The 12,869-nt window shown below is 72.5% G+C and carries 12 protein-coding genes and 2 riboswitches; of the genes, 8 read left to right on the top strand and 4 right to left on the bottom strand.

Annotation, left to right across the window (positions count from 1 at the left end; all coding sequences use genetic code 11):
• Positions 1-7: 7 nt before the first annotated feature.
• A complete protein-coding gene (locus ACIRBX_RS10965; RefSeq protein WP_402295447.1) occupies positions 8-817 on the bottom strand; it encodes a c-type cytochrome in 810 nt (269 codons plus the stop codon).
• Between the two features lie 146 nt (positions 818-963).
• Positions 964-1,584 (bottom strand): heme-copper oxidase subunit III, encoded by a 621-nt coding sequence (locus ACIRBX_RS10960; protein ID WP_402295445.1) that lies wholly within the window; start codon positions 1,582-1,584, stop codon positions 964-966.
• A gap of 437 nt (positions 1,585-2,021) precedes the next feature.
• On the opposite strand from ACIRBX_RS10960, the gene ACIRBX_RS10955 reads away from it, so the two are divergent.
• The 3 genes from ACIRBX_RS10955 to ACIRBX_RS10945 all read left to right on the top strand — a co-directional run bounded on the left by ACIRBX_RS10955 (position 2,022) and on the right by ACIRBX_RS10945 (position 5,278).
• Positions 2,022-2,441, top strand: coding sequence for a hypothetical protein (locus tag ACIRBX_RS10955; protein WP_402295443.1), 420 nt, complete (start codon positions 2,022-2,024; stop codon positions 2,439-2,441).
• Positions 2,442-2,601: 160 nt separating this feature from the next.
• A complete protein-coding gene (gene trpD, locus ACIRBX_RS10950; protein WP_402295441.1) occupies positions 2,602-3,633 on the top strand; it encodes an anthranilate phosphoribosyltransferase in 1,032 nt (343 codons plus the stop codon).
• A gap of 112 nt (positions 3,634-3,745) precedes the next feature.
• A riboswitch (SAM riboswitch) is annotated at positions 3,746-3,863 on the top strand.
• 53 nt (positions 3,864-3,916) lie between these two features.
• Entirely contained in the window at positions 3,917-5,278 is a 1,362-nt protein-coding gene (locus tag ACIRBX_RS10945; RefSeq protein ID WP_402295439.1) for an aminotransferase class V-fold PLP-dependent enzyme, read from the top strand.
• Positions 5,279-5,457: 179 nt separating this feature from the next.
• On the opposite strand, the gene ACIRBX_RS10940 is transcribed toward ACIRBX_RS10945, so the two are convergent.
• Together ACIRBX_RS10940 and ACIRBX_RS10935 are read right to left on the bottom strand one after the other, a co-directional pair.
• Positions 5,458-5,736: an Lrp/AsnC family transcriptional regulator gene (locus ACIRBX_RS10940; protein ID WP_402295436.1), complete on the bottom strand. Its 279-nt coding sequence runs from the start codon at positions 5,734-5,736 to the stop codon at positions 5,458-5,460.
• Positions 5,733-6,530, bottom strand: coding sequence for a rhomboid family intramembrane serine protease (locus ACIRBX_RS10935; protein WP_402295434.1), 798 nt, complete (start codon positions 6,528-6,530; stop codon positions 5,733-5,735). The genes ACIRBX_RS10940 and ACIRBX_RS10935 overlap by 4 nt, the downstream gene beginning before the upstream one ends.
• 167 nt (positions 6,531-6,697) lie before the next feature.
• Here ACIRBX_RS10935 and ACIRBX_RS10930 point away from each other — a divergent pair, with 167 nt between their 5' ends.
• From ACIRBX_RS10930 to ACIRBX_RS10910, 5 genes are all read left to right on the top strand, one after another.
• Positions 6,698-6,961, top strand: coding sequence for a hypothetical protein (locus tag ACIRBX_RS10930; RefSeq protein WP_402295432.1), 264 nt, complete (start codon positions 6,698-6,700; stop codon positions 6,959-6,961).
• A gap of 367 nt (positions 6,962-7,328) precedes the next feature.
• A complete protein-coding gene (locus ACIRBX_RS10925) occupies positions 7,329-8,630 on the top strand; it encodes an NYN domain-containing protein (protein WP_402296447.1) in 1,302 nt (433 codons plus the stop codon).
• Between the two features lie 160 nt (positions 8,631-8,790).
• Positions 8,791-9,873, top strand: a complete 1,083-nt coding sequence (locus ACIRBX_RS10920; RefSeq protein WP_402295430.1) for an NlpC/P60 family protein — start codon at positions 8,791-8,793, stop codon at positions 9,871-9,873.
• A 367-nt stretch (positions 9,874-10,240) separates the two neighbouring features.
• Positions 10,241-10,406, top strand: a riboswitch (cyclic di-AMP (ydaO/yuaA leader).
• Between the two features lie 61 nt (positions 10,407-10,467).
• The gene (locus ACIRBX_RS10915) at positions 10,468-11,565 is read left to right on the top strand and encodes an NlpC/P60 family protein (protein WP_402295428.1); all 1,098 of its coding nucleotides are present in this window, start codon (positions 10,468-10,470) and stop codon (positions 11,563-11,565) included.
• Between the two features lie 219 nt (positions 11,566-11,784).
• Positions 11,785-12,840, top strand: a complete 1,056-nt coding sequence (locus tag ACIRBX_RS10910; RefSeq protein ID WP_402295426.1) for an NlpC/P60 family protein — start codon at positions 11,785-11,787, stop codon at positions 12,838-12,840.
• The last annotated feature ends 29 nt before the right edge of the window (positions 12,841-12,869 follow it).

Here is a 12,869-nt window from a genome sequence, read left to right as displayed (position 1 = left end):
TCGTGGCTCATGACTTCTTGGCCTTGGTGGTGTGGGCGGCGACCCAGATCGCGACCGCGATGAGCGAGCCGAGGCCGAAGATCCAGCCGAACAGACCCTCGGTCACCGGACCGAGGCTGCCCAGGGTGAGACCACCGGGGTTGGGCTCGTCGTTCGTGGTGTGGCGGACGAAGGCCACGATCTGCTTCTTCTGCTCCTCCGGCATGGTGCCGTCGGGGAAGGAGGGCATGTTCTGCGGGCCGGTCTGCATGGCCTCGTAGATGTGCTTCGCCTCGACGCCGTCCAGCGGCGGGGCGTACTTGCCGTTGGTGAGGGCACCGCCCTTGCCGGCGAAGTTGTGGCACTGGGCGCAGTTGGTCCGGAACAGTTCGCCGCCCTTGGCGACGTCGTTCGGGTTGGTGGAGGTGTACTGCTCCGCGACCGGGGTGACCGGGCCGGGGCCGAGCGAGGCCACGAAGGCGGCCATCTGGTCGATCTCGGGCTGGCTGTAGATGACCTTCTTCTTCGGCACCTGCGCGCCGGGCTGCTGGGCCGGCATCCGGCCGGTGCCCACCTGGAAGTCGACCGCGGCCGAGCCGACGCCGACCAGGCTCGGACCGTCCGAGGTGCCCTCGCCGTTGAGGCCGTGGCAGGAGGAGCAGCCGACGGCGAAGAGCTTCTTGCCCTCATCGATCGCGAGCGACTGCGACGAGCTGTCGGCCTGCGCCTTCTCGGCGGGCGCGAACGCGGCGTACAGTCCCCCGGTTGCCGCCAGGGCGAAGATTAGGACGAGCAGCGCCGCCAGTGGGTGGCGCCGTCGTGCTGAGAGCTTTTTCACGGATTTAACCCCGGGGTCAGGATCTGGTCGGCTGGGTGGGCGTGCCCCGCGCTACCCGTTCTGCTCGGGTGCTGCGGGGCCGCGCGCGGTCGGTCGGTGCGGTCGTGTCGGGCTCCGGCCGGCGGCCAGCGACCTGATCTAGCTGGTTACTTGATCAGGTAGATGGTCGCGAACAGGGCGATCCACACGACGTCGACGAAGTGCCAGTAGTACGACACCACGATCGCGGCGGTGGCCTGCTCGTGCGTGAACCGCTTGGCTGCGTACGTCCGTCCCAGGACCAGCAGGAACGCGATCAGACCACCCGTCACGTGCAGGCCGTGGAAGCCGGTGGTCAGGTAGAACACCGTGCCGTACGGGTCGGAGGACAGCGAGAGGCCGTCCTTCTTCACCAGCTCGGTGTACTCGAGGATCTGACCGCCGATGAAGATCGCGCCCATCACGAAGGTGATGATGAACCACGAGCGGAGCTTCTTCACGTCACCGCGCTCGGCGGCGAACACGCCGAGCTGGCAGGTGAGCGAGGAGAGCACCAGGATCGTGGTGTTCACCGAGGAGAAGGGCACGTTGAGCGCGTGGGCCTTCTCGGCCCAGAACTCAGCCCCCTTGACCGAGCGGAGGGTGAAGTACATCGCGAACAGGGCCGCGAAGAACATCAGCTCCGAGCTCAGCCAGACGATGGTTCCGACGCTGACGAGGTTCGGCCTGTTGACCGCTCCGTGCGCGTGTCCGGTTTCTGTTGCTGTTGCTGTCGCCACGACGGACATTATGTCGGTCCCTTATTCCGTCTTCACGCCGGGGGGTGTACCTCGGAGTGTCCGGTGCGTGCGGTATGCCCCGTTGGCAGCCGACGGGGCGTCGGAGACCCTCTCCACCGGCCCGGTGTCCGTTTTCTGACGGTTCATCGGAAGGTGCCTGCACCCGTTCGCCCCGCGTGTTGCTCCCGGACTTCTGAGGGGCCGTCGGCTACTGCCCCTTGGCCCCTCCGCCGTCCGGGTGGACTCCGCCCCCCGGGTGACGGTCCGTCGCCCGACCGGGTGACGCGGCGGCGGGCCCGGCGCAGCGAGATCGCGCGAGGGGCTCACCACGAGGGGCGTCGCGGAGTAGCATCCGGAAGTGAACGTGGTCCGGATCACACCCGGCCCGGTCGAGCCGACGCGCGCGCACCACCCATATAAGAGGACGAGCACCGGGAGCAGGGCCCATGGCGCACACGACGGACGAGACGCTCACCGTCCTCGTCTACAGCGACGACCGCAACACCCGCGAGCAGGTCACCCTCGCTCTCGGCCGCCGCCCCGCCGCGGACCTCCCCGAGGTCGAGGTGCTGGAGTGCGCGACCGTCCCCGCCGTCCTGCGCGCCCTGGAGAAGGGCGGCATCGACCTCTGCGTCCTGGACGGCGAGGCCGTCCCGGCCGGCGGTCTCGGGGTGGCCCGCCAGGTCAAGGACGAGATCTACGGCTGCCCGCCGGTGCTGGTGCTGATCGGCCGCCCGCAGGACTCCTGGCTCGCCGCCTGGTCGCGCGCGGACGCCGCCATCTCGCACCCCGTCGACCCGGTCCCGTTCGCCGAGTCCGCCGCCACCCTGCTCCGCGCCCGGGTCGCCCGCCGCACCCCGGCGTAGCGCGAGCCCGCCCGGCCGAGCGCAGCGGTGCCGCACTCCGGCCTGACGTCCCGTCAACCCCACGGCGGCCGTCTCAAGGGGAAGAACAACGCCGCACCGCCGCACCGCGGATCGCTAGGCTGGCTCCAGTCCACGTCAAGACGGAGAACTGGAGCTAGCCATGGCCCGCACCTGGCCCGACCTGTTGAGCACCCTGCTCGCCGGTGAGAACCTCACCCAGGCCGACGCCGCCTGGGCGATGGACCGGATCATGAGCGGCGAGGCCACCCCCGTCCAGGTGGCGGGCTTCGTGGTGGCCCTGCGCGCCAAGGGCGAGACCGTCGACGAGATCGCCGGGCTGGTCGACTCGATGTACGCCCACGCCGTCCCGCTCACCGTCCCCGGACCGGCGGTGGACGTCGTGGGCACCGGCGGCGACCGGGCCAAGACGGTCAACATCTCCACCATGTCGGCGATCGTCGCCGCCGCGGCCGGGGCCAAGGTGGTGAAGCACGGCAACCGCGCCGCCTCCTCCTCGACCGGCGCCACCGACGTGCTGGAGCAGCTCGGCATCAGCCCGGACGTCCCGCCGCACCGGGTGGCCGAGATCGCCGAGGAGGTCGGCCTGACCTTCTGTCCGGCCCCGGTCTTCCACCCCGCGATGCGGCACGCCGCCCCGGCCCGCCGTGACCTCGGGGTGCCGACGGCCTTCAACATCCTGGGCCCGCTGACCAATCCGGCCCGGGTGACCGCCCACGCCATCGGCTGCTTCGACACCCGGCTGGCCGGGCTGATCGCCGGGGTGCTGGCCCGCCGGGGGGCCACCGCGCTGGTGTTCCGGGGTGACGACGGCCTCGACGAGTTGACCATCTCGGCCACCTCGCACGTCTGGGTGGTGAAGGACGGTCAGGTCACCGAGACCTCCTTCGACCCGCGCGAGGTCGGCATCGAGCTGGTCGGCATCGAGGCGCTGCGCGGTGGCGACCCGGCGTTCAACGCCGCCGTGGTGCACCGCCTGCTGGCGGGGGAGCGCGGCGCCGTCCGGGACGCCGTGCTGCTCAACTCGGCCGCCGCCCTGGCCGCGCTGGAGCTCACCGACGCCCCGCTGCCCGAGCAGCTCCGGGCCGGCATGGCCCGGGCCGCCGAGGCGATCGACTCGGGTGCCGCCGAGGCCCTGCTGAAGAACTGGGCCGCCGCCACCGCCCGTACCTGACAGGTGAGTTGAAGGCCCGGACCACGGTCCGGGCCTTCGGCGTACCCGGGTGCGTCCAGATAGTGGAATGCCGTTTGACCACTCTTCGGAAGCCGCCCTAGAGTTCTGCCCAGGTCATGAGTGACAGCGACAAGCCCCAGCTTGCTGTCCGGCAACCCTCCGTCCGTGGCGGGGTGCCCTGGGTGAGGACCGGGCACTGCGGCGATCCGTCCGCAGCGCAAGCGCGGACGTCGGTGGCACAGATGCACCCCGAGGTCCCGGACCTTACGAGGAGTGCACCCCCATGTCGACTGCCACCCGTACCTGCGCCCCGCTCGCCGTCCTCGGTCACGACGTCGAGGTCCCGCTGGCCTCCGGCGAGAAGGTCACCTACGCTGCCCTCGACTACGCCGCCAGCTCCCCGGCGCTCCAGCGGGTCTGGGACGACGTCGCCGCCTACGCCCCCTACTACGGCTCGGTGCACCGCGGCGCCGGCTACCTCTCCCAGCTCTCCACCGACCTGTTCGAGCAGAGCCGCCGCACCGTCGAGGAGTTCCTCGACCTGCGCGAGGGCGACCAGGTGGTCTTCACCCGGGCCACCACCGACTCGCTCAACCTGCTGGCCGCCGCCGTCCCGGCCGGCACCGAGGTCTTCGCCTTCGAGACCGAGCACCACGCCTCGCTGCTGCCCTGGGCGCACAACGGCCTCAAGGTCACCTACCTGCGCGCCCCCCGCTCGCACGCCGAGGCGGTCGAGGCCTTCGACCGGGCGCTGCGCGAGAACCCGGCCGAGCACCGCCTGCTCTGCGTCACCGGCGCCTCCAACGTGACCGGCGAGCTCTGGCCGATCGCCGAGCTGACCGAGACCGCCCACCGCCACGGCGCCCGGGTGGTGCTGGACGCCGCCCAGCTGGCCCCGCACCACCGGGTCTCGGTCCGCGAGCTGGACGTGGACTGGATCGCCTTCTCCGGCCACAAGATCTACGCCCCGTTCGGTGCCGGGGTGCTGGCCGGCCGCGCCGACTGGCTGGACGCGGCCGAGCCGTACCTGGCCGGCGGCGGCGCCAGCCGGACCGTGGCCCGCGAGCTGGACGGCTCGGTCGCGGTCGAGTGGCAGACCGGCCCGGCCCGGCACGAGGCCGGCTCCCCGAACGTGATCGGCGCGTACGCCGTCGCCTCCGCCTGCAAGGCGCTCACCGAGGCCGGCTTCGACGCGCTGGAGGCCCGCGAGCAGGAGCTGATCACCCGTCTGAAGGCCGGCCTGGCCGAGGTCCCCGAGGTCCGGGTGCTCAGCCTGTTCGGCGAGGACGCTGCCCGGGTCGGCGTGCTCTCCTTCGTGGTGCAGGGCTGGAACAGCTCGCACTTCTCCGCCGCGCTCTCCGCCGAGTACGGCATCGGCGTCCGCGACGGCCTGTTCTGTGCGCACCCGCTGGTGCGCACCCTGCTCGGCGGCGAGGAGGCCGCGCCCTCCGAGTGCGGCGCCCCCGAGTCCTCGCTCCCGGGCGAGCGCAGCCTCAACGCCATCCGGGTCTCGTTCGGCGCCGGCACCCCGGACGAGCACCTGGACCGCTTCCTCGGCGCCGTCCGCGAGCTGGTCGCCAACGGGGCGGCCTGGACCTACCGGAACGAGGGTGGCCGCTGCGTGGTGGACACCCGCCGCAGCTGAAGCCCGGGGCACCGGGGGCGCGAGGAGCCGCGCGCAGCGGAACGGCAGGACGGGCCACCGGCTGATGCCGGGTCAGCTGCCGGTGCGTCGCCGTCCGCCCCGCGCGGTTCCCCGCGCCTCCGGGCCGCTGCCGCCGGACGTCGCCCACCCGACGTCACGTCCTGCCGTGCCGTGCCGGGTCAGTCCAGGCCGAGGGCGAAGGCCGCCTCCAGGTCGTGCTTGGAGTAGGTGCGGAAGGCGATCTGGGTCTCGGTGTGCTCGACGCCCGGGATCTTGTTCAGCCGGGCCGGGATGACGGCCGCGAGGTCGTCGTGGTGGCGGACGCGGACCATGGCGACCAGGTCGTAGCCACCGGTCACCGAGTAGACCTCGCTGACGCCCTCGATGGCCGCGATCTCCTCGGCGATCTCGGGGATCCGGTCGACGCTGGTCCTGATGAGCACGATCGCGGTGATCACTCTGAAGCTCCTGTCCGTGGGTTCCGGGCCAGCGTAACGGCCGCCCAGGTGCCCAGGTACCCGGCGGCGAAGCCGATGACGTGGACCGCGTAGGCGACCCCGGTGCCGGACTGGCGGACCGACAGCCACTGGAGCAGGAACCACAGCCCGAGCACCAGCCAGGCCGGGAAGCGCAGCGGCAGGAAGAGCAGGGCCGGCACCAGGGTGGTGACCCGGGCCTTCGGGTACAGCCGCAGGTACGCCCCGAGCACCCCGGCGATCGCCCCGGACGCACCGACCAGCGCCCGCACCGACTCCGGCCCGCCCGTCTGTGCCAACGCCCAGCCGTAGGTGGCCAGATGACCGACCGCCAGGTAGCCGAGCAGGAAGCGCACGCGCCCGAACCGCTGCTCCACCCCCGGGCCGAAGACGAAGAGGAAGAGCAGGTTGCCCAGCAGGTGCGCCCAGCCCGCGTGCACGAAGAGCGCGGTCAGCACCGAGACCACCGGCAGCTTCTGGGGCGTGGGCGGCAGCGGTGGGCACTCCGGCAGGGCCGGTGGCAGCCGGCCGAGCTGATCCCGGGTCAGCGGACGGTTCGCCGTCAGCTCGGCCGGGACGGCGCCCCAGCGCTGCTCGTAGCGCTGCTCCGCGCAGACCCGGGCCGGGCCGGTGCCGTACCGCGGGTTGAGGCCGGCGCTGGGGGAGACCAGCAGGACCAGCAGGCTGAGTCCGATCAGCGTCCAGGTGACCACGGGCACCCGCTCGGGCGGCCGGACGTCGCGGGTGCCGGCCGGGGCCGGGGCGGTGGTGGCCATGGGTGCAGGCATTCCTCCGGGATCGGGCGGGCACACCCGCTCCTGCTGCATGTGGGGGACCCGACCGGATCGCGGACGGCGGTCCGGCCCGCCGCGGCCAGGCCATAGGCTTGGCCTCCCGGACCCTGGGTGACCGCCGACGCGGCACCAACGAGAGGACTAGGCACATGACGATCGCCCTCCCCACCGCCGAGACCCGCTGGCGCTGCACGCTCTGCGGCAACCTCACCCGCTTCGACGTGACCCGCTCCGCCCGGACGGTGGAGTTCCTCCACTTCGACCTGGCCGGTGAGTCCAAGGTGGAGGAGACCGAGGTGCTGGCGGAGACCGTCGAGTCGGTCCGCTGCCGCTGGTGCAACGCGGTCGACCAGGTCGAGCTGGTGGCGCGCCCGGGTGCCGAGGAGGCCGCGGAGGAGCAGCAGGGCCGGTAGGAGTCCTGATCCGGGGGTGCCCCGGCCCGCCCGGAGTGTGGCGTGGGTCGGGCCGGGGCACGGTACCCGCGACAATTGCAGAGAGCGGTGTGTTTGAGGGCAGCGGCAACCGGCCGTGCGGACCCCGCGCAGCAGCAGGATCGGAGCCGAGGACGTGGTGGACGCAGCCAGGGGGACAGCCGAACCGCAGGGGCAGCGACCCCCGGCGGAGCCGGCCCCGGCGGCCGTCGCACCGGCCGCCGCCGAGCAGACCACGGCTGAGCAGCCGTCAGCCGAGCACCCCGGGCAGCCCGCCGACGACCACGAGCAGCCCGACCACGAGCAGCCCGAGCAGGCCGAGCCCGAGCAGCCCGCCGCCCCCGAGCAACTGGGCCGACCGCTCCCGGAGGGGGTCCGCCACCGAGTGGTGGGCATCGCCGCCGACGCCCTCGGGGGCCTGCCGGTCGGTGAACTCCCGTCCGCGCTGCGGCAGTACGCCAAGTTCACCCCCGCCCGCCGGGCCAAGTACGCGGGCACCGCGCTGGCCGCCGCGCTGGAGGCGGAGCCCGCCTTCCGGCAGCGGATAGCCGATCGCCTGCGGCTGGGCCAGCCGGATCTGGTGAAGGCGCTGGAGGCCGGCAGCGTGCCGGGTGCGGCCGATCCGATGGACGTGGCCGCCGCCGCCTACCTGGTCCGCCCGGCGGGCTGGACGGCCCTGGTCGCGGAGGCCGGCGAGCAGGCCGAGCGGGCCGGGGCCGAGGGCGCCGCCGCCGAGGCCGAGCGCCTGGTGGAGAAGCTCCAGGAGGAGCTGGCCGAGGTGCGCGCGCAGGGCCGGGCCGACCTGGAGCGGCAGCGGGCCGAGGGCGAGGGCGTCCGCCGGGAGGCGGATTCGCTGCGCAAGAAGGTGCGCAGCCTGGAGAGCGACACCCGGCGGGCCCAGGCCGAGGCGCGCAAGGCGCAGGCCGAGCTGGCCGAGGCGAGGGGCGCGGCGGCGACGGAGCTCGGCACGGCCGAGGCGGAGGTCCGGCGGCTGCGGCACCGGATCACCGAGCTGGAGAGCGCGCTGGAGAGCGGCCGCCGGTCCGCGCGGGAGGGCCGCAGCGTGGAGGACATGCGGCTGCGGCTGCTGCTGGACACGGTGCTGCAGTCGGCCCAGGGGCTCCAGCGCGAGCTGGCCCTGCCGGTGACGCAGCTCCACCCGGCCGATCTGGTGGAGGCGGTGGTGCCGGGCTCGGCCTCGCCGCACGACGTGGCCCGGCGGGCACTGGCGGAGGACGATCCGGCGCTGCTGGACCAGCTGCTGGCGATCCCTCAGGTCCACCTGGTGGTGGACGGCTACAACGTGACCAAGACCGGGTACCCGACGCTGCCGCTGGAGCAGCAGCGGATGCGGCTGCTGGGCGGGCTGGCGATGCTGGCCCAGCGCACCCAGGCCGAGGTGACCTGCGTCTTCGACGGCCAGGACCTGGACGCCCCGGTCATCATGGCGCCGCCGCGCGGGGTGCGGGTGCGGTTCAGCCGGACCGGGGAGACGGCCGACGAGCTGATCCGCCGCCTGGTGCGGGCCGAGCCGCAGGGGCGGCCGGTGGTGGTGGTCTCCACCGACAAGGAGGTGGCGGACGGCGTGAAGAAGGCGGGTGCGCGCCCGGTCTCCTCGATGCTGCTGCTCCGGCGGTTGTCCAGGCCGTGAACTCTTCTGACGTCAGGTCAGGGCAGCGTGGCGCGTTTGTGTCCGTACCGTGAAAGCCGGTGAGCGTAGGGAAGTTCGTCCCGGTAGGGGAGTGGCGCGACGGGTTCTGACTCACTAGGGTCAGGCGTCAAACCTATTTTCTGGACTAACGCCCGAACGGGTGAGCGTCCAGAAGCTGAAGGAGTTCGTCACCTTGGCTTCCCACCGCCGTCCCAAGCAGCCGAGCCGCGCACGGGTCACCGTGCTCACCGCCGCCGCTGCGACCGCGGTCGCCCTCTCCGCCCAGTCCGGCGCCTACGCGGCCCCCGCGAAGCCCACCAAGGACGAGGTCAAGGCGCAGGTCGACAAGCTGTACGAAGAGGGTGAGCAGGCCGCCGAGCGCTACAACGGCGCCAAGGAGCGGGCCGACCAGCTGCGCAAGCAGGCCGACCAGCTCCAGGACCAGGTGGCGCGCGGCCAGGAGCAGATGACCGAGCTCCAGACCGGCCTGTCCGCCGTGGCGGCCGAGGAGTACCGCAACGGCGGGGTGGACCCGTCGGTGGCGCTGATGCTCGCCTCGGACCCGGACGGCTACCTCAGCAAGGCGTCCAGCGCCGACCAGGTCAACCAGACCCAGGCGTCCACCCTGCGCTCGCTCCAGGACCAGCAGCGCCGGCTGGACCAGCAGAAGGCCGAGGCGGCCTCGGTGCTCGCCGAGCTGGACCGCAACACCAAGGCGCTGAACGACTCGAAGACCGAGGTGCAGCGCAAGCTCCAGGAGGCGAAGAACCTCCTGAACCAGCTGAGCGCCGCCGACCGGGCCGCCGTGCTGGCCAGCGAGGACCGCTCCTCGCGCAGCAACGGCGGCGGGACCACCACCAAGTTCGACCCGAGCACCCTGCCGCAGGCCGCCGGCTACGCCGGCGCGGCGATGAACGCGGCGATGAGCAAGCTGGGCCGCGCGTACGTCTGGGGCGCCACCGGCCCGAACAACTTCGACTGCTCCGGCCTGATGGTCTGGTCCTACGCGCAGGCCGGCGTCTCGCTGCCGCGCACCTCGCAGTCGCAGGCCAGCGTCGGCACCAACGTCGGCAAGGACATCGCCAACGCCCAGCCGGGCGACCTGATCATCTACCACTCCGACGCCCACCACGTCGGCATGTACATCGGCAACGGCATGATGGTGCACGCGCCGCGCACCGGCGACGTGGTCAAGGTGGCCCGCGCCGACGTGATGCCGATCAAGACCATCCGCCGGGTCTGACGCGCGGTCAGCCGAGCGAGGCATAACGGACATCTGGTGTGACGTGGGGCAACTGACGCCCCGTGACACGCCCGGGCCCACCGGAAGAGCTCCTGTGATCTGGGACACCTCCGGTGGGCCCTGTGGCGTCCGGGGGCCGGAAATGTCGGCGGACCGTGCGATCACGATCACGCAGGGTCGCAATCACAAAGGCACTTGGACTTCATTACGACTTTTTACTGACAAGGATTTGAACCGATCACGGTTGGGTTACTAGGGTCCTAGTCGAACCACCGCACTGTCGATCGTCCAGCCTGGGCGGCGGCGGTGGTTACCGCCGAGTTCGAGAAGCAGCGGGGCAGGGTCAGTTGACTGCCCGACAGGGGACCCCGAGGGGTGGCTGCGGACCGGAGCCGGGGAACCACGTTCCTCGGGGTGAATCGGCGTCAGGCCCGCAGGGCCGTCGTGAGACGGCACGGGGGGTGAGGCGTCGTAGGGCTACCTTCCAGCCCGAACCCGTCAGCTCACCCGGTAGGCGGACGTAGGAAGAAGGAGCCCGCCTTCGTGGCGTCCCATCGTCGTCCCAAGCCTGCCGGTCGTACCCGCGTCTCGATCATGACCGCCGCCGCTGCCGCGGCCGTCGTCCTGTCCAGCCAGACCGGAGCGCACGCCGACCCGCAGCCCTCCAAGGACGAGGTCAAGACCCAGATCGACAACCTCAACGAGCAGGCCGAGGTCACGATCGAGCAGTTCAACGCGAACACCGAGAAGCAGCAGGCCCTGCAGACCCAGGTCGGCCACCTCCAGGACGAGGTGGCGCGCGGCCAGGAGCAGGTGAACGCGCTCCAGGCCAGCCTGGGCGAGATCGCCGCCGAGCAGTACCGCACCGGCGGGATATCCCCGACCGTGCAGCTGATGCTCTCCAGCAGCCCGGACGCCTTCCTCGGCCAGGCCGGCGCGATCAACCAGGTCGGCGTCTCGCAGTCGGACGCGCTGAAGCAGCTGAAGGGCGAGCAGGAGCGGCTCGACCAGCAGAAGGCCGAGACCCAGGCCAAGCTGGCCGACCTGGAGAAGACCAGCCAGCAGCTGAAGGCCCAGAAGGACGACGTCCAGGACAAGTTGGCGAAGGCCCAGGCCCTCTTCGACTCGCTGGACGCGGCCGAGAAGCAGAAGATCCGCGAGGCCGAGGAGAAGGCCGCCGCCGAGGCGAGCGCCAAGGCCGCTGCCGCCGCACAGGCCGCCGCTGCCGCCAAGCCCGCGCAGTCCGCGCCGCAGGCCCCCGCCGCGAAGGCCCCGGCCGCCGACGACCGCGCCTCCCGCTCCGAGGAGCGCACCGACCTCTCCAGCAGCGCCCCGGCCGGCTCCTACGCCGCCGCCGTGGTGGCCGCCGCCGAGGCGCAGATCGGCAAGCCCTACGGCTGGGGCGCCACCGGCCCCGGCGCCTTCGACTGCTCCGGCCTGATGGTCTGGGCGTTCAACAAGGCGGGCATCTCGCTGCCGCGCACCTCGCAGTCGCAGGCCGGCGCAGGCACCAACATCGGCAAGAACATCGCCGACGCCAAGCCCGGCGACCTGATCATCTACTACGGCGACCGCCACCACGTCGGTCTCTACGTCGGCGGCGGCCAGATCGTGCACGCCCCGCGCACCGGCACCCTGGTCCGGCACGAGTCCGCCACGGTGATGCCGATCAACGCGATCGTCCGGGTCTGACCCACCCGAACGTCCTACAGTCCGCAGGCCCGGCCCCGTGCCGGGCCTGCGGCGTTCCCTGACGATGGATCAGCTGTCCGATTAGTGGTCAAATATTCGGCCCTGTAGGGGTTTGGACTAGATCGCCGCGACTCGCTAACGTCTGCCCCCGGACCTCCGTCAGGACGCCCGCCCACCGGGCGGCGGCGGTGGCCCGGCCGCAGGACAGGAGCCGCCGCCGTGTCTCGTTCCCCCCTGCCGGCCGCCCGCCGGTTCACCCGGGCGCTGGTGCTCACCGCAGCCGCCACCACGGTGCTCTCGGTGGCGGCTTCCGGGGGCGCGACCGCCGCACCCGGCACCCCGGCCGAGCCGGCCAACCGCAAGGACGTCAAGGCCCAGGTCGACCGGATCTACGAGGAGGCCGAGCAGGCCTCCGAGCGGGCCAACGCCGCGCAGGAGCAGCAGCGGGTGCTCCAGGCCGAGACCGGCGCCCTCCAGGACCAGGTGGCCGCCGCCCAGGACGAGCTCAACCGGATGCGGGCCGACCTCGGCTCGGTGGCCGCCGCGCAGTACCGGGCCGGCGGCATCGACCCGGCGGTCCAGCTGATGCTGGACTCCGACCCGGCCGCCTACCTCTACCGGGCCCGCACCCTGGACCAGGTGAGCGAGCGGCAGAACGACACCCTGCGCCAGGTGATCGACCGTCAGCGCCGCCTCGACCAGCGCCGCGCCGAGACCTCCGCCAAGCTGGCCGAACTCGAGTCGGTGCGGCGCACCCTGACGGAGAGCAAGCAGGACATCCGCCAGCGGCTGGCCAAGGCCCAGCGCCTGCTGAACGGCCTCGGCGCGGCCGAGCGGGCCCGGCTGCAGGCCGACGACGCCCGGGAGGCCCAGCAGCGGGCCGCCCGGGGCGCCGAGCGGGTCGACCTCGGCACCGCCCCGCCCGCCTCCGGCCGGGCCGCCGCCGCGCTGGCCGCCGCCGCGAGCAAGATCGGCTCCCCCTACGTCTACGGATCGACCGGCCCCCGTACCTTCGACTGTTCGGGTCTGATGTACTGGAGCTGGCGGCAGGCCGGAGTGACCCTGCCGAGGACCTCGCAGCAGCAAGCCAACGCGGGCCAGCGGATCAGCCTTTCCGAGGCCCGGCCGGGAGACCTGGTGATCTTCTACAGGGACATGCACCACGTCGGCATGTACGCCGGCGGCGGTGTCGTGGTGCACGCGCCCTATCCCGGTGCCCGGGTCCGCTACGAGAGCGTCAACGCGATGCCGGTCACCGGAGTCGTCCGGGTATGAGAGCCGAGGGCCCCCGGGGCGGCTCCGGG

It is taken from the genome of Kitasatospora sp. NPDC096147 (genome assembly GCF_044763225.1).
GTDB lineage: Bacteria > Actinomycetota > Actinomycetes > Streptomycetales > Streptomycetaceae > Kitasatospora.
This window is presented reverse-complemented; position numbering and strand designations above follow the sequence as displayed.